The 25,932-nt window shown below is 62.6% G+C and carries 23 protein-coding genes; 7 read left to right on the top strand and 16 right to left on the bottom strand.

All coding sequences use genetic code 11. The features are described from left to right. Nucleotides 1-44 precede the first annotated feature (44 nt). The 9 genes from HJD22_RS01735 to HJD22_RS01695 all read right to left on the bottom strand — a co-directional run bounded on the left by HJD22_RS01735 (nt 45) and on the right by HJD22_RS01695 (nt 8,580). Nucleotides 45-512, bottom strand: a complete 468-nt coding sequence (locus tag HJD22_RS01735) for a glycine zipper 2TM domain-containing protein (protein WP_208655466.1) — start codon at nt 510-512, stop codon at nt 45-47. A gap of 231 nt (nt 513-743) precedes the next feature. Then, nucleotides 744-2,342: an isocitrate lyase gene (locus tag HJD22_RS01730; protein ID WP_208655465.1), complete on the bottom strand. Its 1,599-nt coding sequence runs from the start codon at nt 2,340-2,342 to the stop codon at nt 744-746. 332 nt (nt 2,343-2,674) lie between these two features. After that, entirely contained in the window at nt 2,675-3,121 is a 447-nt protein-coding gene (locus tag HJD22_RS01725) for a GNAT family N-acetyltransferase (RefSeq protein WP_208655464.1), read from the bottom strand. Between the two features lie 4 nt (nt 3,122-3,125). Further along, a complete protein-coding gene (locus HJD22_RS01720; protein WP_208655463.1) occupies nt 3,126-4,310 on the bottom strand; it encodes a cupin domain-containing protein in 1,185 nt (394 codons plus the stop codon). 1 nt (nt 4,311) lies between these two features. Beyond that, a complete protein-coding gene (gene purB, locus HJD22_RS01715; protein ID WP_208655462.1) occupies nt 4,312-5,676 on the bottom strand; it encodes an adenylosuccinate lyase in 1,365 nt (454 codons plus the stop codon). Nucleotides 5,677-5,703: 27 nt separating this feature from the next. Beyond that, complete coding sequence (gene hflD, locus HJD22_RS01710; RefSeq protein ID WP_208655461.1) at nt 5,704-6,348, bottom strand: high frequency lysogenization protein HflD; 645 nt, start codon at nt 6,346-6,348, stop codon at nt 5,704-5,706. Further along, nucleotides 6,345-7,466, bottom strand: coding sequence for a tRNA 2-thiouridine(34) synthase MnmA (mnmA, locus tag HJD22_RS01705; protein WP_208655460.1), 1,122 nt, complete (start codon nt 7,464-7,466; stop codon nt 6,345-6,347). The genes hflD and mnmA overlap by 4 nt, the downstream gene beginning before the upstream one ends. A gap of 68 nt (nt 7,467-7,534) precedes the next feature. After that, nucleotides 7,535-7,984 carry an NUDIX domain-containing protein gene (locus HJD22_RS01700; RefSeq protein ID WP_208655459.1) on the bottom strand — a complete coding sequence of 150 codons (450 nt, stop codon included), beginning with the start codon at nt 7,982-7,984 and terminating at the stop codon, nt 7,535-7,537. After that, on the bottom strand, nt 7,981-8,580 hold the full coding sequence (locus tag HJD22_RS01695) for a pseudouridine synthase (protein WP_208655458.1): 600 nt from the start codon (nt 8,578-8,580) through the stop codon (nt 7,981-7,983). The genes HJD22_RS01700 and HJD22_RS01695 overlap by 4 nt, the downstream gene beginning before the upstream one ends. 293 nt (nt 8,581-8,873) lie before the next feature. Between HJD22_RS01695 and HJD22_RS01690 the strand changes: the two genes are divergently transcribed. From HJD22_RS01690 to clpA, 3 genes are all read left to right on the top strand, one after another. After that, on the top strand, nt 8,874-11,108 hold the full coding sequence (locus tag HJD22_RS01690) for an NADP-dependent isocitrate dehydrogenase (RefSeq protein WP_208655457.1): 2,235 nt from the start codon (nt 8,874-8,876) through the stop codon (nt 11,106-11,108). Between the two features lie 278 nt (nt 11,109-11,386). After that, nucleotides 11,387-11,722 (top strand): ATP-dependent Clp protease adapter ClpS, encoded by a 336-nt coding sequence (clpS, locus tag HJD22_RS01685; protein ID WP_208656868.1) that lies wholly within the window; start codon nt 11,387-11,389, stop codon nt 11,720-11,722. A 149-nt stretch (nt 11,723-11,871) separates the two neighbouring features. Further along, nucleotides 11,872-14,145 carry an ATP-dependent Clp protease ATP-binding subunit ClpA gene (gene clpA, locus HJD22_RS01680; RefSeq protein ID WP_208655456.1) on the top strand — a complete coding sequence of 758 codons (2,274 nt, stop codon included), beginning with the start codon at nt 11,872-11,874 and terminating at the stop codon, nt 14,143-14,145. Nucleotides 14,146-14,261: 116 nt separating this feature from the next. On the opposite strand, the gene infA is transcribed toward clpA, so the two are convergent. The 3 genes from infA to aat all read right to left on the bottom strand — a co-directional run bounded on the left by infA (nt 14,262) and on the right by aat (nt 16,070). Next, nucleotides 14,262-14,480, bottom strand: a complete 219-nt coding sequence (infA, locus tag HJD22_RS01675) for a translation initiation factor IF-1 (protein WP_013332816.1) — start codon at nt 14,478-14,480, stop codon at nt 14,262-14,264. A 164-nt stretch (nt 14,481-14,644) separates the two neighbouring features. Then, nucleotides 14,645-15,382, bottom strand: a complete 738-nt coding sequence (locus tag HJD22_RS01670; protein WP_208655455.1) for an arginyltransferase — start codon at nt 15,380-15,382, stop codon at nt 14,645-14,647. Beyond that, entirely contained in the window at nt 15,372-16,070 is a 699-nt protein-coding gene (aat, locus tag HJD22_RS01665) for a leucyl/phenylalanyl-tRNA--protein transferase (protein ID WP_208655454.1), read from the bottom strand. Before aat ends, HJD22_RS01670 begins: the two co-directional genes overlap by 11 nt. 191 nt (nt 16,071-16,261) lie before the next feature. On the opposite strand from aat, the gene HJD22_RS01660 reads away from it, so the two are divergent. Both HJD22_RS01660 and lolA read left to right on the top strand, forming a co-directional pair. Beyond that, nucleotides 16,262-19,531, top strand: a complete 3,270-nt coding sequence (locus tag HJD22_RS01660; RefSeq protein WP_248730056.1) for a DNA translocase FtsK — start codon at nt 16,262-16,264, stop codon at nt 19,529-19,531. A 169-nt stretch (nt 19,532-19,700) separates the two neighbouring features. Then, a complete protein-coding gene (gene lolA, locus HJD22_RS01655; RefSeq protein WP_208655453.1) occupies nt 19,701-20,330 on the top strand; it encodes an outer membrane lipoprotein chaperone LolA in 630 nt (209 codons plus the stop codon). Between the two features lie 56 nt (nt 20,331-20,386). Here lolA and HJD22_RS01650 read toward each other — a convergent pair whose 3' ends face one another. After that, entirely contained in the window at nt 20,387-21,736 is a 1,350-nt protein-coding gene (locus HJD22_RS01650; protein WP_208655452.1) for a replication-associated recombination protein A, read from the bottom strand. 139 nt (nt 21,737-21,875) lie between these two features. Between HJD22_RS01650 and HJD22_RS01645 the strand changes: the two genes are divergently transcribed. After that, a complete protein-coding gene (locus HJD22_RS01645; RefSeq protein ID WP_208655451.1) occupies nt 21,876-22,679 on the top strand; it encodes a DUF2243 domain-containing protein in 804 nt (267 codons plus the stop codon). Here HJD22_RS01645 and HJD22_RS01640 read toward each other — a convergent pair. Then, entirely contained in the window at nt 22,676-23,314 is a 639-nt protein-coding gene (locus HJD22_RS01640; protein WP_208655450.1) for an SCO family protein, read from the bottom strand. The two genes, HJD22_RS01645 and HJD22_RS01640, sit on opposite strands and share 4 nt — an antisense overlap. 188 nt (nt 23,315-23,502) lie before the next feature. Between HJD22_RS01640 and HJD22_RS01635 the strand changes: the two genes are divergently transcribed. Continuing rightward, nucleotides 23,503-24,048, top strand: coding sequence for a hemerythrin domain-containing protein (locus tag HJD22_RS01635; RefSeq protein WP_208656866.1), 546 nt, complete (start codon nt 23,503-23,505; stop codon nt 24,046-24,048). A 14-nt stretch (nt 24,049-24,062) separates the two neighbouring features. On the opposite strand, the gene HJD22_RS01630 is transcribed toward HJD22_RS01635, so the two are convergent. Beyond that, nucleotides 24,063-25,325, bottom strand: coding sequence for a Y-family DNA polymerase (locus HJD22_RS01630; protein WP_208655449.1), 1,263 nt, complete (start codon nt 25,323-25,325; stop codon nt 24,063-24,065). Between the two features lie 3 nt (nt 25,326-25,328). Next, the gene (locus HJD22_RS01625; protein ID WP_208655448.1) at nt 25,329-25,775 is read right to left on the bottom strand and encodes a LexA family transcriptional regulator; all 447 of its coding nucleotides are present in this window, start codon (nt 25,773-25,775) and stop codon (nt 25,329-25,331) included. Between the last annotated feature and the right edge of the window lie 157 nt (nt 25,776-25,932).

The following is a 25,932-nucleotide window of genomic DNA, read 5'->3' as shown; positions in this document are numbered from 1 at the left end:
CCGCCAATGGCGGGCCTCATTCGTACTGATGAGATCGAAGCGGATCAGTAAGGGGCAACACTCATATTGGCACCGCTACCGATCAGGCGCACGCGCTGACCCACTTGAAACTGCTGGTCGGCGCGCTGTACCACGACGACGCTATCGCCACTGTCACGGCGAATCTCCATCTCCCAGGCGCGTACCCGGTTGACGGCGTCTTCGGTACGAGAGCCCGCCGCCGCACCCCCGATGGCGCCTGCGGCAGTGGCAATCTGGCGGCCGGAACCGCCACCGATCTGATTGCCGAGCAGACCGCCGATGACCCCGCCGCCGAGGGTGCCGATCACGTTGCCCTGGGGGCTGTCGGCCTGGATCTGTACCTGGCGCATGGCAGTGATGGTGCCGTAGGCCACGCTCTGACCAGTCTGCGCCTGGCTGCCCCGGTAAACGTTACCGCCATAGGGGGCGGTATTGGCGCAGCCGGCAAGTGTCAGCACGCCGATGGCCAACACGGGAAGAAGTCGTTTCATGCAAGGCACCTCCTGTATTACGTCGTCATGGTTATGAAACGGCGTTTGAAAATCAGTTTATCGCCGACTGACCCATTCGACCAGCCTAAAGGTGGTTTGTGCCATGCGCGAGGTACTGGAATCGACAAACAATGAGAATCCCGAGCCGAGTGGCTGGGTTAACAAAAAGAGGGAGGCTTGCGCCTCCCAATTCCATGCCTGGAGTCTTGATCTCAGTCTATTATTTCAGCATCAGCCGAATTGGTTCATGGTGTTGTCCTTGCCGCCGGCCTTCAGTGCGCCCTCGCCGGAGAAGTATCCCTTGTGATCATCGCCGATATTGGAGCCAGCCATGTCCTGATGCTTGACGCAGGCCAGGCCCTTGCGGATCTCTTGGCGCTGCACGCCGGCGACGTAGGCCAGCATTCCCTCATCGCCGAAGTAGCCGCGTGCCAGATCGTCGGTGGAGAGCGCGGCGGTATGGTAGGTCGGCAGCGTGATCAGATGGTGGAAGATACCTGCCTGACGTGAGCCCTCGCGCTGGAAGTTGCGCGTCCACTCATCAGCGACCTGCGCAAGCTCGGTATCGTCGTATTCAGCACTCATCAGTTGGGTGCGATCATAGGCCGAGAGATCCTTGCCCTCCTGTTCCCAGGCGTCGAACACCTGCTGTCGGAAGTTCAGTGTCCAGTTGAACGATGGTGAGTTGTTGTAAACTAGCTTGGCGTCCGGCACCACTTCGCGGATACGGTCGACCATGCTGGCGATTTGTCCGACATGGGGTTTCTCGGTCTCGATCCATAGCAGGTCGGCGCCGTTCTGCAGTGAGGTGATGCAGTCCAGTACCACGCGATCCTCGCCAGTGCCGGAACGGAACCGGTAAAGACCGTTGGCCAGGCGCAGCGGCTTTCTCAGCTCGCCGTCGAGCTTGATCAAGGTGTCGCCTTCGCTCACGTCGTTGCTGGTGTCGATTGGCACCGTATGGAGGAAGTTGTTGTACTGAGCAGCAAGATCGCCCGGCTCTTTGCTGACCGGTATCTTCTGGGTCAGGCCGGCACCCAGCGAGTCGGTTCGTGCCACGATCACTCCGTCGTCGACACCAAGCTCCAGGAAGGCGTAACGCACGGCGTGGATCTTGGAGAGGAAATCCTCATGTGGCACGGTCACCTTGCCATCCTGGTGGCCGCACTGCTTGGCATCCGAGACCTGGTTCTCGAGCTGGATGCAGCAGGCACCCGCTTCGATCATCTTCTTGGCCAGCAGGTAGGTCGCCTCTTCGTTACCGAAACCGGCATCGATGTCGGCGATGATCGGTACCACGTGGGTCTCGTAGTTGTCGATCCTGTTCTGCACCGCCTTGGCGGCGATCTCGTCACCCTTGGCACGGGCGTCGTCGAGTTCATGGAACAGATGGCCCAGTTCACGGGCATCGGCCTGACGCAGGAAGGTATAGAGCTCCTCGATCAGCGCCGGCACCGAGGTCTTCTCATGCATCGACTGGTCGGGCAGGGGGCCGAATTCCGAGCGCATGGCGGCGACCATCCAGCCAGAGAGGTAGAGGTAGCGTCCTTTGGTGGTGCCATGGTGACGCTTGATGGCGATCATCTTCTGTTGGCCGATGAAGCCGTGCCAGCAGCCCAGCGATTGGGTGTACTTGCTGGTGTCGTTGTCGTACTCGGCCATGTCGCGACGCATGATCGCGGCGGTGTAACGCGCTATGTCCAGGCCAGTCCTGAAGCGATTCTGGGCTCGCATGCGTGCGGCGGATTCGGAACTGATGTTGTCCCACTTGCCATTCTGGGTGTCGCGTAGTTGGGCAATGGTGTTGAGATCGTCTTGATAAGCTGCCATAGGGGCCATCCTGTTGATGTTCCGTTGTCCGCAGTGCACCGCGTTGCTTATGCTGCACCAGCGAAGCCGTGGCTGAGTTAACCTGGGCTTGATTCGTTGAAGCGCTGCCTGGGTCCAATCAGGAAAAAATTAAAACGATTGTTTATATCGACTACATGGCTGGATATAAAACGATCGTTTTAATGCTGCCTGTAATTGAACTATGGCCCATGAATGCTGGGCTCAACAATCATTACTTAGGGGCAGAAGACGTTGTAGTAAGACTACAAGCGAGCCATTAATGGCTCGCTTTATGTAGTCAATTTCCGGACTTTACGGAACAGAGAGGAGAATCAGTCGTCTAGCGGGAGGGTCATGTTGCGGTGCGGTATTCCTGCGTCGAAGAATTCATCGCCGTGGGCGACGAAACCGAGACGTTGGTAGAATGCCAGGGCATGACTCTGGGCCGAAAGCTCGATCGTGGCGTGTCCCTGGCTACGTGCCGCCTCGATTCCGGCCTTCACCAGTTGCAGGCCGATGCCCAGTCCGCGCGCCTCGGCAAGTACCGCCACACGCCCCAAGTGGCCGTCCGGCAGCAGTCTGGCGGTGCCCAGCGGCTTGCCCTGGAAGCGTGCATCGGCGTGGTAGGCCAGAAAGTGTAGTGAAATGCCATCGCGGCCATCCCACTCCTCCTCCTGGGGGACGAACTGCTCGTCGATGAACACGATGCGGCGAATGTCGCCAGCCAGTGCGCCGAGCTCCTCCCAGTCGCCCTGCTGGATCGTCACGCTCTCGCTCATGGGACTACTCCTCATCTTCGGCCAGCGCTGGCCAACCCAGGCTGCCACGGTCGTAGAGAGCGGTCAGCAGCTCGCCGGCACCATCGAACTCCAGCATCTCGGCATCCAGTGGCGCCCAAGGGTCGGCGAGGCGTTGTGCCAATGCCAGTGAGCAGGTATACCCTTCGCCATCGGCGAACAGTGTGGCAAGCGTCTCGTCGAGTCGCCGCCACACGAAGCGCGAACCGGGGCTGCGTGCCAGCTCGTTGCCCTCCTGTAGCTCGGCGACAAGCGCCTCCTCCTGCGTGGGCGTCTCGACGGGAATCAGTTGATCGGCATACTTGGGCTGGGTCATGACACGGCCGAACCACTGCGCCAGCTGTGCGGGGTCGTCGAGGCTCTCGAGGATCAGTGAGCGCATGCGCGCCACTGATGCATCGTTGAGCTCGCCGGAATCGTTTGGCGCTTGCATGCCGGCATCCGAATAGCGCCGGGAGGGCGGGAGGGTCTCGCCGACATAGTCGGCATAGGAGGTGATGGACTCGTCGGCGGAGGGGGCACGAAAGCCCACCGAGATCGTCATGCAATCATCCGACTCGCTGATCCCGTTATGGGCATAGCCGGGCGGCAGGTAGAGCATATCGCCTGGCTCCAGCACCCAATCGGCGTCGGCTTCGACCTCGAAGCGCTCGAGAATGCGCAGGTCGATCCCGGCAACGATCGGGGCATCGTCGCCAATGAAGCCCCCTAGCTGCCAGCGTCTCGCGCCGCTGGCCTGGAGCAGGAACACATCGTACTGGTCGACATGGGGGCCGACGCTGCCGCCAGGTGCCGCGTAGCTGATCATGATGTCATCCAGCCGCCAGCGGGACAGGAAGGTGAACTGCTCGAGCAGTTCGGCCACTTCGGGCACGTAGTGGTCGACGGCCTGGACCAGCAGCGACCACTGCTGCTCGGGCAGTGCCTCGAAGGTGGCTTCGTCGAAGGGGCCGTGGCTGACCTGCCAGGGGCCTTCGGCTCCATGCTCCTCGACCAGGCGTGCCTCGATACCCTCCTCGCAGGCAAGGCCGGCCAGTTCATCGGGGTCCAGCGGGCTCTCGAAGTCGGGAAAGGCGCCACGGATCAGCAGCGGCTTGCGTTGCCAGTAGTCGCGCAGGAACTCGCTGGCCGATATCCCGCCAAGCAGCGTTAGGGGCGTATTGGCATCCATGTCAGAGGCTCCTTGCCTGGGCTTCGGCATTGCCGATATAGGTGGCCGGTGACAGTGCCTTCAATTCCCCCTTGACCTCGTCCGGCAGTGCGAGGCTGTCGATGAAGGCGGCGAAACCGGCCTGGTCGATACGCTTGCCACGGGTCAGCTCCTTGAGCTTCTCGTAGGGCTTCTCGATACCGTAGCGGCGCATCACGGTCTGGATCGGTTCGGCCAGCACTTCCCAGCTGGCATCGAGATCCTCGGCCAGGCGCTGGGGGTTGGCCTCGAGCTTGCCGATGCCCTTGAGTGCCGCCTGGTAAGCAATCAGACCATAGGCCAGGCCCACCCCGAGGTTGCGCAGCACGGTGGAGTCGGTGAGATCGCGCTGCCAGCGCGAGATCGGCAGCTTCTGCGCCAGGTGGCCGAGAATCGCATTGGCGAGCCCCAGGTTGCCCTCGGAGTTCTCGAAGTCGATGGGATTGACCTTGTGCGGCATGGTCGATGAGCCGATCTCGCCCTCGACGGTGCGCTGCTTGAAGTAGCCCAGCGAGATGTAGCCCCACACGTCGCGGTCGAAGTCGATCAGAATGGTATGGAAGCGGCAGATCGCATCGAACAGCTCGGCGATGTAGTCGTGCGGCTCGATTTGTGTGGTGTAGGGGTTGAAGGTCAGCCCCAGGCCCTCGACGAAGCGCTGGGCGTTGGCTGCCCAGTCGACGTCTGGATAGGTGGTCAGGTGGGCATTGTAGTTGCCTACCGCGCCGTTGATCTTGCCGAGAATCTCGGCGCCCTCGATCTGCTTCAATTGACGACGCAGCCGGTAGGCGACGTTGGCCATCTCCTTGCCCAGTGTGGTGGGGCTTGCGGTCTGGCCATGGGTGCGCGACAGCATCGGCTGGGCGGCGTGCTCATGGGCGAGGCGCTCCACCGCTTCGGTCACCTCGCGCATCACCGGCAGCAGTACCTCGAGACCGCCCTTGAGCATCAGGCCGTGGGAGAGGTTGTTGATGTCCTCGCTGGTGCAGGCAAAGTGCACGAATTCGCTGACGGCATGCAATTCTAACTGGCCGGCGATCCTCTCCTTGATGAAGTACTCCACCGCCTTGACGTCATGGTTGGTGGTGCGCTCGATCTCCTTGATGCGCTCGGCGTCGGTTTCCGAGAAATCGCACAGCATCGCATCGAGAAATGCCTTGGCCTCGGCGGAGAGCTCCGGCACTTCGGCGATGCCCGGCAGGGCGGCCAGCGACTCGAGCCAGCGCACCTCGACGATGACGCGGGCTCGGATCAGGCCGAATTCGCTGAAGTGCTCGCGCAGGGCGGACGCCTTGCTGCCATAGCGGCCGTCGACGGGAGAAAGGGCGGTCAGTGGAGAGAGCTGCATGGTGATTTCCTGGTGATCGGAGCGGTCTTAATGGCGGTTGATGTCGTCGATGGCGCTCTTCATGGCGCCACGCTGGAAGATCAACTTCCAGCGTCGTCCGCCCTGCTGATGCCAGAGCAGTGCAAAGCGCACCCCGGCCAGCAGGGTGGCGCGTACCCGTTCGGGCATCATGCGCTGCTGTAACAGGGTCGGGTCACCCTGCACGACGATGCGGTACTTGAAGGTGGAGAGGGTCTCCTGGTAGAGCTCGCCCAGGCTTGCCACCACGTTCTCGTGAGTGTCGCCGAAGTGCTCGGCCTGGCCCTGGATGCGGGTCAGCTTGCTCCCCAGGGTGGCCATCATCGCGTCATCCTTGTGCAGCTTCTGCATCAGCATCAGCAGCGAGAAGCCGTAGCGCAACACCACCGGGTCGGCCTGTTTGCGCCCTACCACGGCCTCGAGCGTCTCGAGGCCCTGGCGCAGGTAGTTGGGGTGCCCGCCGTAGATCGCCTCGAAGCTCTCCGGGTCGGTATCGATGGTGGCCCGGATCAAGGTTTTCCAGTAGCGTTCGTCGGCCTGTCCGGTGCGTGCCAGGTCGTTGACCACGGCGGCAGCCTGGAAGACCCCGGCCAGTGCCATTACCTGACGTGCCATGGGGGTGTCCGGGATGGAGTGGATCGGGGTGCTGCTCATGCGGTGGGCTCCGTGTGGTTCCAGGTGGCGCGGATCACCCCGCCGCCCAGGCAGATATCGCCATCGTAGAGCACCAGTGACTGTCCCGGTGTCACGGCGCGCTGCGGGGCGTCGAAGAGTACCGTCACACCGCCATCCTCATTGGTCTGCATGCGGCAGGAGACGTCGCGCTGACGGTAGCGGGTCTTGGCGGTAAAGCGCCCCTCACTTGCCGGCGGCTCGCCAGCCACCCAGTCCATCGGCTCGGTGCAGAGCGCATCGCTGTCGAGCAACGCATGATGCTTGCCCTGCACGGCGATCAGGACATTGCGTTCGAGATCCTTGGCGGCGACGTACCAGGGCTCCTCGGGATAGGCGGCCAGCCCACCGATGCCGAGTCCTTGACGCTGGCCCAGCGTGTAGTACATCAGCCCCATGTGCTCGCCGATCACGTCGCCCTCGGGGGTCTCGATGTGGCCCGGCTGAGCGGGCAGGTACTGCTTGAGAAAGTCGCTGAAGCGCCGTTCGCCGATAAAGCAGATGCCCGTCGAGTCCTTCTTCTTCGCCGTCACCAGGTCATGCTTCTCGGCCAGGGCACGCACCGCGGGTTTCTCCAGCTCGCCGACCGGGAACAGCGTGCGGGCGATGGCGGCCTCCGGCACGGCGTGCAGGAAGTAGCTCTGATCCTTGTTGGCGTCGATGCCCTTGAGCAGGCGCGGCCGCCCTTCACGAATGCCCTGGCGAACATAGTGGCCCGTGGCGATCTTCTCGGCGCCGAGCATCTCGGCATACTCGAGGAACACCTTGAACTTGATCTCGCGGTTGCACAGGATGTCGGGATTCGGCGTGCGCCCGGCCTTGTACTCGGCCAGGAAATGTTCGAAGACATTGTCCCAGTATTCGGCAGCGAAGTTGGCGGTATGCAGCGTGATGCCAAGCTTGTCGCATACGGCCTGGGCGTCTGCCAAATCCTCCTTGGCGGTACAGTATTCGGTGCCGTCGTCCTCGTCCCAGTTCTTCATGAACAGTCCTTCGACCTGATAGCCCTGTTCGAGCAGCAGCAGGGCGGAGACGGAGGAGTCGACGCCGCCGGACATGCCGACGATGACCTTGCCCGTGGCGGAGCCGGTATCAGTCATAGACGTTCTCGGTTGGATGCGACAAAGGGAGCGCGATTATACCCGAAAGAAAGCTGTTGCTTCGAGTTTCAACGCTCCTGAACCACGTCAAGCGGGAAGAGGCGCCCACTGCGCGCATCGCGGATGCGCCGCATGACCAGTGGACTGCGCAGGCGCCCGGCGCGCTCCAGCTCCTCTATTTCGTCATAGGTCAACCAGTGGACGGCATGAATGTCTGGGTCCAGCTCGTTGCCGAGATGCGCCAGCGCCATGCCCACGTAGCCATGGCTATGGAAGGTCACGCCATCCTGCGAGTGGTAGGTGTAGAGTCCCAGGTAGTCGGTGATGCCGACGCGCCAGGCGGTCTCCTCGCGCACCTCGCGCTCGGCGGCCTCGAGCAGCCGCTCCCCTTTCTCAAGGTGGCCCGCGGGCTGGTTGAATAGGGTGAAGGGGCCACCGCGATCCTCCTCGACGAGCAGGTAGCGCCCGGCACGCTCGATCACGGTGGCGACAGTGACTCGGGGGGACCAGCGTTTCATCGGCCTCTCCTGTTGGCAGGTGCCGTGCGGCGCCTGGGCGGTGAAGTGATCGGGGCGTGCAGCGTCTCGCGGCGCCACTGGCCCGGCGCTAGCCCCTCGAGCCGCCAGGGGCCGATGGCCGAGCGCACCAGGCGCAGCGTAGGGTGCCCGACATGCGCGGTCATGCGCCGTACCTGACGGTTGCGCCCTTCGCTGATGGTCAGCTCGAGCCAGCGAGTGGGTGCGTTGCTGCGCTGGCGTATCGGCGGGTCACGCTCGGCCACCGGCGGTGAGTCGATCAGGCGCACCTTGGCTGGGCGGGTTGGGCCATCGGCCAGCATGATCCCCGAGCGCAGTGCTGCAAGGGCGACGCGATCGGGTTCGCCCTCGACCTGTACCCAGTAGGTCTTGGGCTGCTTGTGGCGCGGATCGCTGATGCGGTGGATCAGGGCGCCATCATCGCTGAGCAGCAGCAGGCCCTCGGAGTCGTAATCGAGCCGGCCGGCGGCGTAGACGCCGGGCACGTCGATGCAATCGGCAAGCGTCGCACGCCCCTCGGTATCGGTGAATTGCGAGAGCATCCGGTATGGCTTGTGCAGCAGATAGAGTGCGCTCATGTGATCTCTTGGTAGCTGGCCTTGCGCCAGCGTCTACGATACCAGCCATATGGCTCATGCGCATGAGGTGCGGTGCTGGTATACTCCGGCGTGACCGCTGGGGCGCCACGTCACAGCCGGACTGGCCTTCGCTCGTCGACTTTTAGATTACACCTGCCAGTCAAACTCAGGCACGGACACGGCTCGTCGGTTCAGCCGGGCAACTGGCAATGCCTACACTCAGCATCTCCGCGTCCGATTTGCCCAGCTCGAGACTTACTCAATCGCAGCGACTTAGAGAGGTTAACGCAACGATGTCCAAAACGCCGAAGATCATCTACACGCTTACCGACGAAGCCCCCGCGCTGGCGACCCATTCGCTGCTGCCGATCATCGACGCCTTTACCGATCCCGCCGGGATCGAAGTGGAAACCCGCGACATCTCCCTGGCCGGACGGATCATCGCCAAGTTCCCCGACTACCTGACCGAAGAGCAGCGCATCGGCGATCACCTGGCCGAGCTCGGCGAGCTTGCCACCACGCCCGAAGCCAACATCATCAAGCTGCCCAATATCAGTGCCTCGACGCCCCAGCTCAAGGCCGCCATCAAGGAGCTTCAGCAGCAGGGCTACAAGCTGCCGAACTATCCCGAGGAGCCCCAGAGCGCCGAAGAAAAAGAGATCCAGTCACGCTACGACAAGGTCAAGGGCAGTGCGGTCAACCCGGTGCTGCGCGAAGGCAATTCCGACCGTCGTGCACCGCTCTCCGTCAAGAACTATGCCCGCAAGTATCCGCACCGCATGGGCGAGTGGAGCGCCGACTCCAAGTCCCACGTGGCACACATGCAAGATGGCGACTTCTACGGCAGCGAGAAGTCCGCACTGATCGAATCCGCAGGTAGCCTCAAGATCGAGCTTATAGGCAAGGATGGCAGCGCCACCGTGCTCAAGGAGAAGACGGCGGTGCTGGCAGGTGAAGTGGTCGACGCGGCGGTCATGAGCAGCAAGGCGCTGCGCCGCTTCGTCGCCGCCGAGATCGAGGACGCCAAGAGCAAGGGCGTGCTCTTCTCGCTGCACCTCAAGGCAACCATGATGAAGGTCTCCGACCCGATCATGTTCGGCCTGGTGGTCGACGAGTTCTATGGCGAGGTGCTGAACAAGCACGCCGACGCCCTGCAGCAAGCCGGTTTCGACTCCACCAACGGCATCGGCGACCTCTACTCGTCGATCAAGACGCTTCCTTTAGAGACGCGCAGCGCAATCGAGGCTGATATCCAGGCACTTTACGGTCAGCGCCCGGCGCTTGCCATGGTCAACTCGCACAAGGGCATCACCAACCTGCACGTGCCGAGTGACGTGATCGTCGATGCCTCGATGCCGGCCATGATCCGTGACTCCGGCAAGATGTGGGGCACGGACGATCAGTTGCACGATGCCAAGGCGGTGATTCCCGATCGCAGCTATGCGCGCATCTATCAGACCGTGATCGAGGATTGTAAGACGCATGGTGCCTTCGATCCGACCACCATGGGCAGCGTACCCAATGTCGGCCTGATGGCGCAGAAGGCCGAGGAGTATGGCTCCCACGACAAGACCTTCCAGATTCCCGCCGACGGCAGCGTGCGTGTCACCGACGAGAGCGGCAAGGTGATCTTCGAGCACGCCGTCGAGAAGGGCGACATCTGGCGCATGTGCCAGACCAAGGATGCGCCGATACAGGATTGGGTCAAGCTTGCCGTGACCCGCGCCCGCGCCAGCAGCACCCCGGCGGTGTTCTGGCTCGATGCCAATCGCGGCCACGACGCCCAGCTGATCAAGAAGGTCGAGCAGTACCTCAAGGCGCATGACACCGACGGGCTGGATATCCGCATCATGACGCCGGAAGAGGCCATGAAGTTCTCCCTGGAGCGCATTCGCAAGGGCGAAGACACCATCTCGGTCACCGGTAACGTGCTGCGCGACTACCTGACCGATCTGTTCCCGATCATGGAGCTTGGCACCAGCGCCAAGATGCTCTCCGTGGTGCCGCTGATGAACGGTGGCGGCCTGTTCGAGACAGGTGCCGGTGGCTCCGCACCGAAGCACGTGCAGCAGTTCCTCGAGGAGAATCACCTGCGCTGGGATTCGCTGGGCGAATTCCTGGCCCTGGCGGCCTCGCTGGAGCATCTAGGCGAAACCTTCGGCAACGTCCGCGCCAAATTGCTGGCCGATGCACTGGACAAGGCCAACGGCCAGTTCCTCGACAGCGACAAGTCGCCCAAGCGCAAGGTCGGAGAACTCGACAACCGTGGCAGCCACTTCTATCTGGCGCTCTACTGGGCCCAGGCACTGGCGGCACAGGACGAGGATGCCGAGCTCAAGACGCTGTTCTCGCGTCTGGCCGAGACACTGCAGGAAAAGGAGAACACCATTGTCGAAGAGCTCAATCAGGTCCAGGGCAAGCCGATGGACATCAACGGCTACTACCATCCCGACTACGATCTGACCCACCAGGCGATGCGTCCGAGCAAGACCCTCAACGATGCCCTGGCGATGGTCGCCAAAGGCTGATCGTCCCGGCTGGGGCGGACATCGTCATCGCAATGTAGGTGTCGAGATGTCAATAAGCCCTCGTTCGCTTTGGCGGACGAGGGCTCTTTTCATCTATTTTCTAGAGACGCCTTGCAAGTGATCGTCGATGGACGCATTTAGTGATAAACCAGGAACCCTTTGCAGCGTGCGGCGTCTCAATGAACGTGGCGTCACGGCACAAGGGTTGCGTTAATGGAACGTGTTTTATGTACGTCATAAATGACTCGCGGTATCGCTTCGGTACGCTGCCGCCGAGGATGGGCATGACGCGCCCCCCTCGGCCCGAGCAGGAGGACGACGGCAGCCTGGCCGTCGATCCTGCTCAGCCGGAATTGGCCAAGCCGCCGATGTACAAAGTGATTTTGCATAACGATGACTTCACGCCCATGGAGTTCGTTGTCGAGGTGCTGCAGGCGTTCTTTCATCTCGACAGTGAAAAGGCCGTCCAGATCATGCTGGCGGTACATACCCAGGGCAAGGCGACATGCGGCATCTTTACTCGCGATATCGCCGAAACCAAATGCCATCTCGTCAACGAATATGCCAGGGAGTGTCAGCACCCGCTGCTGTGTGATATCGACATTGCCGACTGAACCCGGCGAGGCGCCCTGGCCAACATTGCACCTATGGCCTATTCATCGTTGGTACATCGGACTTGCGATAATCGTCAATGTGCCCGATGTTGAATAGGCCGGTTGAGAATTTGCCGACTGATGCCCGAGGCGGCGAGAAGGGGACTGCCATGCTGAGCAAAGAACTTGAACTTACCCTGAACACGGCCTTTACCGTGGCGCGCTCCAAGCGTCATGAATTCATGACCGTGGAACACCTGCTGTTAGCTCTGCTGGATAACGCCTCTGCTGCGGATGTGTTGCGCGCGTGTGGCGCCAACCTCGAGAAACTGCGCACGGACCTGCAGGACTTCATCAACTCCACTACACCTTTGATTCCCGAGGATCAGAGTGACCGCGAGACGCAACCGACGCTGGGCTTCCAGCGCGTGCTGCAGCGCGCAGTCTTCCATGTCCAGTCATCGGGCAAGAGCGAAGTCACCGGTGCCAATGTGCTGGTCGCGATCTTCTCCGAACAGGAGAGCCAGGCTGTCTATTTCCTCAAGCAGCAGAACGTGGCTCGGGTCGATGCGGTCAATTACATCGCTCATGGCATCTCCAAGGTGGCGGGACACACCCAGAGCCCCTCCTCTCCCTCTCAGGATGCCGAAGAGGCCGAAGAGGGGAGCGGCGAGGGGGCGGCGCATCCGCTGACCGGCTATGCCACCAATCTCAATGAGCAGGCCCGGCTGGGCAAGATCGATCCGCTGATCGGACGCGATCAGGAGCTCGAGCGGGTCGTGCAGATCCTGGCGCGACGGCGCAAGAACAACCCGCTGCTGGTGGGTGAGGCCGGTGTCGGCAAGACCGCCATTGCCGAGGGGTTGGCCAAGCGCATCGTCGAGGAGGAGGTGCCCGACGTGATCAGCGATGCGGTGGTCTATTCGCTGGACATGGGGGCGCTGCTGGCCGGCACCAAATACCGCGGCGACTTCGAGAAACGCCTCAAGAGCCTGCTCGCCGAGCTCAAGAAGCAGCCCAACGCGATCCTGTTCATCGACGAGATCCACACCGTGATCGGGGCGGGCGCTGCCTCGGGCGGAGTAATGGATGCCTCGAACCTGCTCAAGCCGCTGCTCTCCTCCGGTGAGCTGCGCTGTATCGGCTCGACCACCTTCCAGGAATTCCGCGGCATCTTCGAGAAGGATCGTGCGCTGGCGCGGCGTTTCCAGAAAGTCGACGTCATGGCACCCTCCGTTGACGATACCATCCGCATTCTCAAGGGGTTGCGTGGACGCTTCGAGGAGCACCACCGCCTCAAGTACACCGATGGTGCGCTGGAGAGTGCGGTGCGCTTGGCCGATCGCTACATCAACGATCGTCATCTGCCCGACAAGGCGATCGACGTGATCGACGAGGCGGGAGCGCACCAGCGCCTGCTGCCATCGGAGATGCGGGTCGAGGCCATCGATGTCGAGCAGGTCGAGGCGATCGTCGCCTCCATTGCGCGGATTCCGCCGAAGAGTGTCTCCAGCTCGGATCGCAAGCTGCTCTCCAACCTGGAGCGTGACCTGAAGATGCTGGTCTTCGGTCAGGATGAGGCGATCACCAGTCTGTCGGCAGCGATCAAGCTGTCGCGGGCCGGGCTCAAGTCGCCGGATAAGCCGGTCGGCAGCTTCCTCTTCTCCGGTCCCACCGGGGTCGGCAAGACCGAAGTGGCGCGCCAGCTGGCCGCGTTGATGGGGATTGAGCTTGTGCGCTTCGACATGTCCGAGTACATGGAGCGTCATACCGTTTCGCGACTGATCGGTGCGCCTCCGGGCTATGTCGGTTACGACCAGGGCGGGCTGTTGACCGAGGCGATCACCAAGCAGCCACACTGTGTACTGCTGCTCGATGAGATCGAGAAGGCGCATCCGGAAGTCTTCAATCTGCTGCTGCAGGTGATGGACCATGGTCGACTGACCGATAACAATGGTCGCGAGGCGGACTTCCGCCATGTGATTTTGATCATGACCTCGAACGCCGGGGCCGAGCAGATTTCACGTCGCTCCATTGGTTTCCAGAATCAGGATCACTCGACCGATGGCATGGAGGTGATTCGCAAGACCTTCACCCCGGAGTTCCGTAATCGCCTGGATGGCATCATTCCGTTCCATGGGCTCGACCCCTCCGTGGTGCGCAACGTAGTCGACAAGTTTCTGGTGGAACTGCAGGCGCAGCTGGACGAGAAGCGCGTTCAGCTCGACGTCGACGACGAGGCGAGGGTATGGCTCGCCAAGAAGGGTTATGATCCGGAAATGGGTGCGCGCCCGATGGCTCGTCTGATTCAGGAGAAGCTCAAGAAACCGCTGGCCGAGCTTATCCTGTTCGGCGAACTGGCCGACAACGGTGGTGTCGTTCACGTTACCGTCGCCGAGGAGGGCAATGAACTGCATCTGGCCACGGAAGCGGAATTGGCTTGATCTAGAAGGGTGCGACCGGGCTGTCCGGTCGCCGCTTCGCAGATATCACTCGGCGCCCTGTCATTCGACGGGGCGTCGTGCCATGGAGCCGGCGAGAAGTAAGCTCAGTCGCGAGCTTAGCGAGAACGGTAGACGATGCGGCCCTTGGAGAGATCGTACGGCGTCAACTCCACTTTGACCTTGTCACCGGTCAGGATGCGAATGTAATTCTTGCGCATCTTCCCCGAAATGTGAGCCGTCACGACGTGGCCGTTCTCAAGCTCGACACGAAACATGGTGTTCGGAAGGGTATCGACGACAACGCCTTCCATTTCAATATGGTCTTCACGTGCCATATAGGCAATTCCTCATAATCTCATCATTAAGATAGTGCAAAAGACAATCTGCCATCATGCGCAATGACTGTCCGCCAGCGGCTTTTGCCAGCACTGACACGTCAGAGGCAATCAAGATAGCGCGATATTGTGCCGTATGCCGGCCGTCAAGGCAAAAAAGCTGTTCAATCGGTTATGCTGCGGCGCCAGTGGCGTCCATGCAGGTACTCCAGAGGCTGGAAGGCGCGCTTGTAATTCATCTTGCGGCATTCGCGAATCCAGTAGCCCAGGTAGACGTGGGGTAGCGCATGGCGCCGAGCCAGTTCGATCAGCGAAAGTACCGCAAAGCTGCCAAGCGAGCGACGATCGAAATCCTCCGAAGGTTCGAAGAAGGTGTAGATGGCCGAAAGGCCATGACCCAGCACGTCGATCGCGGAGACGGCGAGCAGTTGTCCATCGAGGCGAAACTCCAGCAGCCGCGCATAGGGATGGTCGAGGGTCAAAAAGGTCCGGTACTGCTCGTGGCTGGGCGGAAACATATCGCCGTCGGCATGCCGCACGCGAATATAGCGAGAATAGAGCGCATAGTGCTCGGCATTGAAGCGTGCCGGTCGCTCATGCAGGGTCAGGTCGGCGTTGCGCTTGAGCAGCTTGCGCTGGCTGCGATTGGGCGCGAAGTCGGCGACCGGAATGCGCACCGATATGCAGGCCTGGCAGTTGTCGCAGTGTGGCCGGTAGAGATGGCGTCCACTGCGGCGAAACCCCAGCAACGCAAGGGAGTCGTAGACGTCCTGAACGGGCGTCTCCTGAGGGTCGAGGAACAGAGTGGTGGCTTCGTGTCCCTCGAGATAGCTGCAGGCGTGCGGTACCGTGAGGAAGAAACGCAGATCCCGCGCCGGCTGTCGAGGCGCATTACTGCTCACTGTTTGCTACTCCTTGCAGGTCAATGTGCTGCTCGTCCGTGGCATATCGCTCAAGATAGTCGAGGAACGCTTCGCGGGCGATCTCCCTGGCTCCCATGCTCGCCAAATGTGCGGTGTGCATCTGGCAATCGATCAGCCCGCCGCCGTGTGCTTGGATGCGCTGGGTCAGGTGAACCAGGGCCACCTTGGAAGCATCGCGCTCACGGCTGAACATCGATTCGCCGAAGAACATGCGTCCGAGCATCACCCCATAAAGCCCGCCCACCAATTGCCTCTCACGCCATACCTCGATTGAGCGGGCCACCCCCCTGCGATGGAGGAGCAGATAGGCATCGCGCATCTCATCGGTGATCCAGGTCCCCCCCTGCTCCTCACGGGAGGCGGCACAGGCATCGATGACCGCAGCGAAATCGCTGTCGACGGTGACCTGAAAACCGGCATTGCGCAGGCGTTTGGCCAGGCTGCGACGGACTCGGATCTCGTCAGGGAACAGCACCATGCGGGGGCTTGGCGACCACCATAGGATCGGCTGCCCTTCGCTAAACCAAGGGAAGATGCCGCGCCGATAGGCGGCCAAGAGCCACTCGGGCGTCAGCGCACCTCCCGCCGCGAGCAGCCCCTGTGGATCATCCAGGGCAAGCTCGATGGGCGGGAAGAGGACGGGAGAGGACGCCAGCCAGGGCAACATTGGCAATAGTTCGCATCGTGTGAAAAATGGAAACGCCATTATCGATCAGTAAGCGAGCCACGACCATCCTCGCAATGCCGGGACTCTGTACTCTCGGTGCTTCGCCTCTGTGATGAGACGGGTTGGCTCGGTATGATGGCGCTGTTGCTGGACCATGATAGACGCTACGAAGCGTAAAGGGGGATGGCTGCTTGAGTGTCAAGAAGAGAGCGACGGGGCGCCGGGTGTCGGCGGCCCAAGCTAAGGAAAAGGCCAAGCGCTTTGGTTTGCGCCTGCAGGGTGCCAGCCGCGAAGGTGTGGTGATCGTGCTGCTGGCGGGTTGCGTATTTCTACTGCTATCCCTGTTCAGTTACCGTCCGGGCGATCCCGGCTGGTCGCATAGTGGGCCGGAGACGGCCGTGAGCAACTGGATGGGGCCGGTCGGTGCCTGGCTTGCCGATGTGCTCTATTCGCTCTTCGGAACCAGCGCATTGTGGTGGCCGGGTATGCTCGGGTTTGCCGCCTGGTGGCTGATCCGCTCTCGCCAGGTGAGCTTCGAGTGGGATGCCATGGTGCTGGCCGTCAAGTCTGCCGGGCTGTTCCTGCTGCTGCTGGGCACCACCACGCTCGGTGCGCTGCACTTCTATAACCCCCAGAGCAGCCTGCCTGCCAACTCCGGGGGTATCTTGGGCGAAGGGCTGGTGGTGGGGCTGGTACCGCTGGTGGGTGCCCACGGCACGACACTGCTGGCACTGGTCGCTCTGATGTGTGGCTTGCCATTGTTCTCCGGACTCTCCTGGCTGACCATCATGGATGACCTTGGACGTCAGGCGTTTCGCCTGTTCGGCTGGTTCGGCACTAAGTTCGGCGGTGCCCGCCAGCAGTGGGCGACCAATCGCGATGATGCTCGCCAGGCCTCGCTGGCAGTGGCCGCCACCAAGTTACAGAATCGAGAGCAAGAGGCAAAACGGCAGCAGACGGAGCTCGATGATGACGATGCTCAAGCCGACCCGCCTTGGTGGGAGCGTCTCATGCCCTGGCGTATGGCGCAGAGCGTACCCGCCTTCAATACCCAGGCCCCTCCCACCCAGCGCAGTGCAGAGCGTCGCGAGCCACAGCTCGAGGGGGGAACGCAGATACCTTGGGATGTACCTGAGCGGACGCCATCGGCCAAGCAGCCGGAGGCCGCCTATACCGCCCGGATGCAGCCTCGCGAGGCGACGGCTGAGACGCCTGCGCCTGCCGAACCTTCGGTGGCCGCGATGCCTGCCGCCTCTGACGAGGTGGCGCCGAAAACTACCCACGAGGTGGCGACACGGCGGCGTCCGGAGGAGGTGCCCGAGCCGGCGTTGCCGGACGACGAGGAGTTCGGCTGGGTCTCCATGCCGCTGCGCGCTGACCGTCACGAGAGCATTCCAGAGCCTTCGTCTGCACCCACCTCGGTACCTGTCGAACCGGCCGTAAGCGAAGCGGATGGCCGCATGAACGGAGCTTTCGCTACTGAGCCCACCAAGCAAGCGCTGCCTGACGACAGGTTCGATGACGAACCGTTTGAAGTTAATGAGCAAAATACCCCGGCCATTACCTGGGGCTCCGCACCAGACGAGCTAACAGCGCCGATGGCACCGCCGGCCGCCGAGAAGCGCGAACCGGAGCTTGATGACTGGCGCGAGGTGAGCTGGCAAGAGGAGGAAAGTGACGAGCCACGCCTCTCCTGGACCGATGTCGACGAGGGGGAGGAAGCTTCCCCGCGGATGGCGAGCGAGCCATCCACGGCAGACGCAGAGCCTCGGCAAGAGCCTCCACTGCCGCGCGAGCCGCGATTCGAGCAAGCCGCGAGCGTATCGCCTCCGTCAGTCTCTTTGGCGACGGCCGAGCAGGCTCGCGCGGCGGTCGTTGATCCTCAGGGCCCGACGCTGTGGACCGTCGAGCACCTGCAGAGCCAGCGTCCGCAGTTCGACCACTTGCCCGACCCGGATGGCGATCTGCCTAGCCTGCGCCTGTTGACGCCGGCGGAGGCGCAGAAGCCCAACTACACGCCGGAGCAGCTTGCCGGCATGGCCGAGCTGCTCGAGACCCGGTTGCGTGAGTATGGCGTCAAGGCCGAGGTGGTCGAGACCTGGCCGGGACCGGTGATCACGCGCTTCGAGATCAAGCCGGCCGCTGGCGTGAAGGTTTCCAAGATCAGCAATCTGGCCAAGGACCTGGCCCGCTCGCTGATGGTCAAGAGCGTGCGGGTGGTAGAGATCATTCCCGGCCGGCCCACGGTGGGGATCGAGATTCCCAACCCCAATCGCGCCATGATCCGCTTGCGCGAGGTGATCGACTCCGACGCCTACCAACAGGCGACATCGCCGCTGACGCTGGCGCTGGGGCATGACATCGGTGGCGAGCCGGTGGTCGCCAATCTCGGCAAGATGCCGCACCTGCTGGTGGCCGGTACCACCGGCTCGGGCAAGTCGGTAGGTGTCAACGGCATGCTGATCTCGATGCTGCTCAAGGGCACGCCCGACGAAGTGCGCATGATCATGGTCGATCCCAAGATGTTGGAACTCTCCGTCTACGACGGGATTCCGCACCTGCTGGCCCCGGTGGTCACCGACATGAAGGAGGCCGCCAACGCGCTGCGCTGGTGCGTGGCCGAGATGGAGCGTCGCTACAAGCTGATGGCGGCGATGGGTGTGCGCAACATCGCCGGCTTCAACGGCAAGCTCGACGAGGCCGAGCAGGCTGGTGCCCAGGTCGCCGATCCGCTGTGGGAGCCGCAGCCTTGGCAGATGCATGAGCCGCCCCCGGTGCTGCAGAAGCTGCCTTATATCGTGGTGGTGATCGACGAGTTCGCCGACATGTTCATGATCGTCGGCAAGAAGGTCGAGGAGCTGATCGCACGGCTGGCGCAGAAGGCCCGGGCGGCGGGTATCCACCTGATTCTTGCCACCCAGCGTCCCTCGGTGGATGTGGTGACCGGGCTGATCAAGGCCAACATCCCCACCCGTATGGCGTTTCAGGTCTCGTCCCGGGTCGATTCGCGTACCATCCTCGACCAGGGCGGTGCCGAGGCGCTGCTCGGCCACGGCGACATGCTCTACCTGCCGGCCGGTTCGGGATTGCCGACCCGCGTGCACGGCGCCTTTGTCGACGACGATGAGGTGCACCGCGTGGTCGAGGACTGGAAGCGTCGTGGCGAGCCCGAGTATATCGAGGAGATCCTCTCCGGCGGCGTCTCGGCCGATGCCCTGACCGGCCTCGAGGCCGAGGGGGGCGAGGGCGATGATGCCGAGCAGGATGCGCTTTATGACGAGGCGGTAATGTTCGTCACCGAGTCTCGCCGTGCCTCGATCTCGGCGGTGCAGCGTCGCTTCAAGATCGGCTACAACCGCGCCGCGCGGCTGGTCGAATCGATGGAGAGTGCAGGGGTGGTGTCGTCGATGGGTACCAACGGTAGCCGCGACGTACTGGCGCCACCCCCGGTCGGCGATTGATCGGCAGTGAGCGACATGCTGGCCAAGCAATATGCAGCAATCGAGGAAGTCGCGGCAGTCCTGAAACCGCCGCGAACGGCCGAGGTCAATGACTCGGGAATCAATGACAGCCACGAGGCCTGCGTCGGACTTTTCTTGTCGACGCGGTACTGGCCGCTAGGGAGTGAACATGAAACTGAAGACATCGCTGTTGGCACTGTCGCTGGCTGCCACCGTCCCGATGACGGCGCTGGCAAACGAGGGTGCGCAGCGCCTGACCCAGCTGCTTGAGCCGCTGCAGACCTATTCGGCCAGCTTCGATCAGCGAATTCTCGATGGTAGTGGCCAGCGACTGCAGGAAGCTGGCGGCCAGATGTGGCTGTCGCGTCCCGGCAAGTTTCGCTGGGAGGTGAATGCCCCCTACCAGCAGATCGTCGTCTCCAATGGTCACGAGGTCTATCTCTACGATCCCGATCTCGAGCAGGTGACCGTCCAGCCGCTGGATACCCGAGTGACGCATACCCCGGCGCTACTGCTCTCGGGCAGCGCCTCCGAACTTACCGGCAGCTATGAGGTGGCCTATCAGCAGCAGGGGGCAATCGAGACCTTTACCCTGACCCCGCGCAGCCCCGACACGCTGTTCGAGGAGCTCAAGATGTCCTTCAACAACGAGCGGCTCAATGCGCTGCAGATGGCCGACAGCACCGGCCAGCTGACCGCCATCGAGTTCGATGGCATCGAGTTCAATCCCTCCATCGACGAGTCGCGCTTCGTGTTCGACATTCCCGACGGTACTGATGTGATTCGCGACTCACACTGAGCCCCACTGCTTCTCCAGCAAGCGCCGTTCTCATCCGAGGGCGGCGTTTTGTCATGCTACCTATCACCCTTGGAGGAGTCGTCCGCCTGGGCATCCAGCTCGGCGCGCCACGCCATGATCTGCTTGAAGCGTGCCTCCTGGCCATGCTCGCTGGGCTGAAAGAGCGTCGTCTTCGGCAACTGCAGCGGCCAGCAGTCATGGGCACTGCCGGCCGGATAGCCATTCGCTTCGTTGTGCGCGTAGCGATACCCCTGGCCGTGGCCCAGCTCCTTCATCAACTTGGTCGGCGCGTTGCGCAGATAGGTCGGCACCTCGAGGGTGGGGTGCTGAGCGGCAAAGGCCTTGGCCTTGCTCCAGGCCTGGTCGATGCTGTTGCTCTTGGGGGCGACTGCCAGGTGAATGGCAGCATGCACGATGGCACGTTGCCCCTCGTAGTCGCCCAGGCGCAGGTAGGCATCCCAGGCGGCGATGACCAGGGGCAGGGCGCGCGGGTCGGCATTGCCGACATCCTCCGAGGCGATGGCCGTAAGGCGCCGGACCACATCGAGCGGGTCGCCGCCACCCTGCATGAACTGGGCGATATACATCAGCGCGGCATCGGGGCGCGATGAGCGTATCGACTTGTGGATGGCCGAGAGCAGATCGTAGTAATGATCGCCCTGCTTGTCGAAGGCGCTGGCCTGATGGCCGAGCACGTCGTCGAGTGCCTCGCGGGGCAGGTGCTCGCCCTTGCCGTGTGGCTGCGTGAAGTCGCAGGCGGTCTCAAGCAGGCCAAGGGCGCGCCGGGCATCGCCACCGGCTGCCCTTGCCAGCATGCCAAGCACCTCGTCGTCGACCTCGATGTGGCGCTTGCCTAGCCCGCGCTCGTCATCCTCCAGGGCCTGGCGCATCACCTGAAGCAGCTCCTGCTGATCGAGGGCCTTGAGCACGTAGACACGGGCCCGCGACAGCAGCGCTGAATTGACCTCGAAGGAGGGGTTTTCGGTGGTGGCACCGATCAGCGTCAGGAGCCCTGACTCGACATGCGGCAGCAGGGCGTCCTGCTGGCTCTTGTTGAGACGATGGATCTCGTCGAGAAACAGCAGGGTGCTCTTGCCTTGCGACTGACTGATGCGCGCGCGCTCCACCGCCGCGCGGATATCCTTCACACCGGCCATCACCGCCGAAAGTTGCTCCAGCTCGGAGTGCGATTCATGGGCGAGAATCTCCGCCAGGGTGGTCTTGCCCACCCCGGGGGGGCCCCACAGGATCATCGAGCGCACTGTGGCGCTCTCGGCCATGCGCCGCAAGGGCTTGCCTGGGCCGATCAGGGCCGCCTGGCCCACATAGTCGGCCAGGCGGCGTGGGCGCATGCGAAAGGCCAGGGGAGCGCTCTCCTGGGCGTGCTGCTGACTGAAAAGGTCCATGTCGTCGATTCCGGTATCGCTGAGCGGCTGGGTGCCATTGCCTGATCATGCCAAGATGCCGCCCGGGTTGCACCCCGGGCGGGCGTATTGCGTCAAGCTCGCTAGACTGAGGTGAAATCCCTGTCACGGAGAGCACGTTATGGCGTCACAGGCACCCTCCTTGGGCGCGAAGCACTTCAGATGGGCAGGCTACCTGCTCGGCTTCAGCCTTGCTGGGTTCTTCGATGGCATCCTGCTGCATCAGATCCTGCAGTGGCACCATCTGCTGCTCGGTCTCGAGGGGGCCTTCTTCGCCGACATGCGGGTGCAGATTCTTGCTGACGGGCTTTTCCATGCCGTGATGTATGTATTGGCCATCATCGGCCTGTGGCTACTTTGGCGCTCTCGGGACCGCTTCGCGAGGCCTGGGGCGGACCGGCGGCTGCTGGCCAATGCACTGCTCGGCTTTGGCCTGTGGCATGTGATCGATGCCTTCGTCTTCCACTGGGCGTTGGGCTTTCATCGTATTCGTATGGCGGCGGACAATCTGCTGTTCTGGGACCTGCTCTGGCTGGGGTTGTTCGGCGGCCTGCCGCTGATCGCGGGTTGGCTGCTGCGTCGCGGCGGCAGCGGTGGAGAAGGCGGCACTCGGCTCAAGCCGGGAGCAGCGGCGATGGTGCTTACGCTGGCGGTGCTGGTGGCGGGGCCGTTGGCTGCCGTGCCGCCTTCCGACACGTCTGGGGCGGTGGTCCTGTTCAAGCCTGGTATGCCCGCTTCGCAGCGGCTGGCAGCGATTGCCGAGATCGATGCCCGGCTCGTCTGGAGCGACGCCACGGGGGATCTATGGGCGCTTGACCTGCCCGATCCGCGCCGTGCGAGATCGCTCTATGGCAACGGCGCCTTGCTGGTCAGCAATTCGTTGCTGGCGGTGGGTTGCTTCGCGTGGTCGCGACCGCCAGCCTAGGTATCGCCTCCCCAGGAAGGGGCTGCGTCCAGGTGGGCTCGTATGTCGTCGGCGATGGCCTCCACGCCCATGCCGTGAGGGTAGAGTTCGGCTACCTCCCGCTGCGGGTCGATCAGATAGAAAAACGCCGAGTGATCCACCGTATAGTCGCCCTGTGAGCCGTAGGGTACCTGGCGGTAGTAGGCGCGAAGGCTGGCGGCTGCAGCGTCGACTTGCGCCGGCGTGCCTGTCAGCCCAACGATGTCGTGGTGAAAATGGGTGACGTAGCGGGAGAGAATGTCAGGAGTGTCGCGCTTGGGATCGACGCTGATCATCAGCGGCTGCAGCGGTTCTGCTTGGTCCCCTAGCCGCTCCAGCACCTGGGCGAGGGTGGCAAGGCTGGCGGGGCAGACATCGGGGCAGTGGGTGAAGCCGAAGAACAGCAGCAGCCAGCGCCCCTCGAACGCGTCAGGCGTAAGCGTCTCGCCCCGGTGACTGACGAGCGTGAAGTCGAGGATCAGTGAGGGTGGATCGGCGCTGGCCGGTGCTCCGGTCACCTCGGGGGATGACCCGCGAACTGCTGCCAAGCCCAGGGCGATACTCATCAGCACGAGCGTGCCAGCGGCGCCCAATACGTATCGTCCCCTTCTGGCCATGCTTACTCCTTGGTCGAATCCATTGCCATTACGATGCCTAAAGTGGGTAGAGTCGTCTAACCTGTCTATTGCGGACAAGCAGAGCTCCCATACCCTTGACTGCATCCGTGCATGACATTCGTTCAATGTCACGTCTGATCGGTGTCATGTTTTCTCGCCCTTGACAGCAGAGGAGGCCTCCCATGCCCATGCTGACTCAACTGCGTCTGGATCATGCCAACATGGCGCGCCTGTTGCACGTGCTGCAACTCAAGCACAAGACACTGGCGGCCGGCGAGCGGCCCAACTTTCAGCTGATTCGAGAGGTCGTCGATTACATTCTCGACTACATGGAGGGGTTCACCTTGCCGTTGGAGCGGATCTGCAGCGACGAGTTGCTCGAGCGCGTCCCCAGTGCCCGGGAGCTGACTTGCCAACTCAATGCCGACTATCAGGACCTGCGCGAGCGCCTGCTGCGCTTCTCCCAGGATGTCGACAGAGTGCTCATGGATGCGGTCATGCCGATGGATGTGTTCGCGGACGATCTGAAGGCCTACTTGGAGGCGCACCGCGCCTATCTGCGCAACGAGCGTGAGGAGCTGTTTCCGCTGATTCGCGAGCACCTCGATGAGGAGGATCTCGAGCGTCTCTCCACCCTGCTGCCCGAAGAGGCCTCGGCCAAGCTCGAGCAGTTGCAGCAGGCCTATCCCGAGCTCTACGCCGAGTTTCGTGCCACGCCCGAACCTGCGATCTAGCAGCCAGCCCGGTGTCAGCACGCACTGACTCCGGGCAGCTCGTCCCAGCGAGTGGTATAGCGGCTCGAGCGATAGCGACTGTGCATCTGCCAGCGGGCATCGGCAGCATGCACGCCCAGTGTCAGGGCATCGTTTCCAAAGCGTTGTCGAATCGTGTCCCAGGTGGCCATCAGCTTTTCTTGGCGTAGCGGTTCATGCCCTTGGAACAGCGATCCCTGGCTATGCTGGCGGGGGGTTAGCTCGCTCAGCATGACCCCGACCTTCTGATAGGTCAGCGAAGGGTCCCACAAGCGTGCTAGCAACGCCTGCGCTAGGCGGTTGAGACACAGCGTATCGGCGCTGGGGTAGGGTAGCGGTGCCCATAGGCTACCGCCGGGTCGGTCGGGATACTGGTAGGGACTGGTGCGCAGAAAGAGCCCGAGAGCACTGGCTTGCAGGTCGTCGCGGCGCAGCTTCTCGCCGGCGCGCTGGCTGTGGTAGCGCAGTGCTGCGCTGATTTCGCCAGGATCGTTCAGGGGCCGCGCGAAGGAGCGTGAACAGAGGATGGAGCGGCGTGGCGTATCGATATCCGTGCCCTGCAGGCAGGGCGTTCCCGTAAGCTCCTTCGCCAGACGTGCCACCACTACGCTGAAATGCTTGCGTAGCCACTCCTGCGGCGCGTCGCGCAGGGCGGCGGCGGTGACGATGTTCTGGCCAGCCAGGCGCCGCTGCAAGCGCTCGCCGATTCCCCATAGGCCGTTGAGCGGCAGCTCGTCGAGCAGGCGTATCAACGCTGGCGTATCCGCACTCGGCCAGACGCATACCTGGGGGCGCGCCGGGTGCCGCTTGGCATGCCGATTGGCCAGCTTGGCCAGTGTGCGGGTAGGGGCGATGCCCACCGAGACCGGCATGCCGACCTCTTGAGCCACCGCCATGGCCAGTTCCCTTCCCAGGGTCTCCAGATCCTCCTTCACACCGCGAAGGTCGAGAAAGCACTCATCGATGGAGTAGGGCTCAAGCGCTGGGACCCGTGCGGCCAGCACCTGCTGAATGCGCGCCGAGATGTCGCCATAGAGCGCATAGTTGGAGGAGCACAACACCACCTGGCGACGCAGGTCCGGGGCGATCTTGTGAGTCGGCATGCCCATGGGGATGCCCAGGGCCTTGAACTCCTCCGAGCGGGCAATTACGCAGCCATCGTTGTTGGAGAGCACCCCCACCGGTTGGCCTTCCAGGCGAGGGGCGAATAGCCGTTCACAGCTCACATAGAAGTTGTTGGAATCGACCAGCGCGAACATCCCCTAGCGCGCCTCTGTACGCGATGCATGTCGAAAGTTATGGATGACATGATGCACCACGCCCCAGAGCCGGCAGTCGCTCTCCTCCTCCAAGGGCAACCTGGCTCGCTGAGGTTCGGGAGGGCAGAGCCAGCGCTGGCGCCCCAGACCCTCGATGCGGCGCAGGCACAGCCCGCCATCGATCACGGCGATTACCCAGTCGCCTGGCTGGGGCGAGAGGGCGCGATCGACGACGAGCAGATCCCCAGGATGGAACCCCGCCTCGCTCTGGGTGGCGTCGGCCACTCGCATGAAGAAGGTCGATGAGGGGCGCGGTATCAGATGACGATGCAGGTCCAGCGGGGTCTCCAGATACTCGTCGGCCGGCGAGGGAAAACCGCTGGCACCGCGCCGGGTGGGGCCTGGCGGTGCCTTGATGGCGGGCATTTGAGGTAGGGGGATGATGTGCATGTTAGCCTCCTGAAAAATAATGCTGTAAAAATAAACAGTATTCAGGAGGCTGGCAAGCGCTGAAAAGCGCCTGCGCTTAGGTCAGGCTGATGAATGCGGTCGCAGAGCGTGAATAGGGCACGACAGTTCGAGTCGTGACTCCCGTCTGAGGTAGAAT

Origin of the sequence: Halomonas sp. TA22 (assembly GCF_013009075.1) — a bacterium.
Lineage (GTDB): Bacteria > Pseudomonadota > Gammaproteobacteria > Pseudomonadales > Halomonadaceae > TA22.
This window is presented reverse-complemented; position numbering and strand designations above follow the sequence as displayed.

Coding starts and splice junctions, on each gene's coding strand:
- purB (WP_208655462.1), bottom strand. CDS start 5,676: ATGCAGCTCTCTCCACTGACCGCCCTTTCTCCCGTCGACGGCCGCTAT.
- HJD22_RS01720 (WP_208655463.1), bottom strand. CDS start 4,310: ATGGATGCCAATACGCCCCTAACGCTGCTTGGCGGGATATCGGCCAGC.
- HJD22_RS01630 (WP_208655449.1), bottom strand. CDS start 25,325: ATGTTCGCGCTGGTCGATTCCAACAACTTCTATGTGAGCTGTGAACGG.
- hflD (WP_208655461.1), bottom strand. CDS start 6,348: ATGAGCAGCACCCCGATCCACTCCATCCCGGACACCCCCATGGCACGT.
- HJD22_RS01690 (WP_208655457.1), top strand. CDS start 8,874: ATGTCCAAAACGCCGAAGATCATCTACACGCTTACCGACGAAGCCCCC.
- mnmA (WP_208655460.1), bottom strand. CDS start 7,466: ATGACTGATACCGGCTCCGCCACGGGCAAGGTCATCGTCGGCATGTCC.
- clpS (WP_208656868.1), top strand. CDS start 11,387: ATGGGCATGACGCGCCCCCCTCGGCCCGAGCAGGAGGACGACGGCAGC.
- HJD22_RS01730 (WP_208655465.1), bottom strand. CDS start 2,342: ATGGCAGCTTATCAAGACGATCTCAACACCATTGCCCAACTACGCGAC.
- aat (WP_208655454.1), bottom strand. CDS start 16,070: ATGTTGCCCTGGCTGGCGTCCTCTCCCGTCCTCTTCCCGCCCATCGAG.
- HJD22_RS01650 (WP_208655452.1), bottom strand. CDS start 21,736: ATGGACCTTTTCAGTCAGCAGCACGCCCAGGAGAGCGCTCCCCTGGCC.
- HJD22_RS01640 (WP_208655450.1), bottom strand. CDS start 23,314: ATGGCCAGAAGGGGACGATACGTATTGGGCGCCGCTGGCACGCTCGTG.
- clpA (WP_208655456.1), top strand. CDS start 11,872: ATGCTGAGCAAAGAACTTGAACTTACCCTGAACACGGCCTTTACCGTG.
- HJD22_RS01645 (WP_208655451.1), top strand. CDS start 21,876: ATGGCGTCACAGGCACCCTCCTTGGGCGCGAAGCACTTCAGATGGGCA.
- lolA (WP_208655453.1), top strand. CDS start 19,701: ATGAAACTGAAGACATCGCTGTTGGCACTGTCGCTGGCTGCCACCGTC.
- HJD22_RS01700 (WP_208655459.1), bottom strand. CDS start 7,984: ATGAAACGCTGGTCCCCCCGAGTCACTGTCGCCACCGTGATCGAGCGT.
- HJD22_RS01635 (WP_208656866.1), top strand. CDS start 23,503: ATGCTGACTCAACTGCGTCTGGATCATGCCAACATGGCGCGCCTGTTG.
- HJD22_RS01695 (WP_208655458.1), bottom strand. CDS start 8,580: ATGAGCGCACTCTATCTGCTGCACAAGCCATACCGGATGCTCTCGCAA.
- HJD22_RS01735 (WP_208655466.1), bottom strand. CDS start 512: ATGAAACGACTTCTTCCCGTGTTGGCCATCGGCGTGCTGACACTTGCC.
- HJD22_RS01625 (WP_208655448.1), bottom strand. CDS start 25,775: ATGCACATCATCCCCCTACCTCAAATGCCCGCCATCAAGGCACCGCCA.
- HJD22_RS01725 (WP_208655464.1), bottom strand. CDS start 3,121: ATGAGCGAGAGCGTGACGATCCAGCAGGGCGACTGGGAGGAGCTCGGC.
- infA (WP_013332816.1), bottom strand. CDS start 14,480: ATGGCACGTGAAGACCATATTGAAATGGAAGGCGTTGTCGTCGATACC.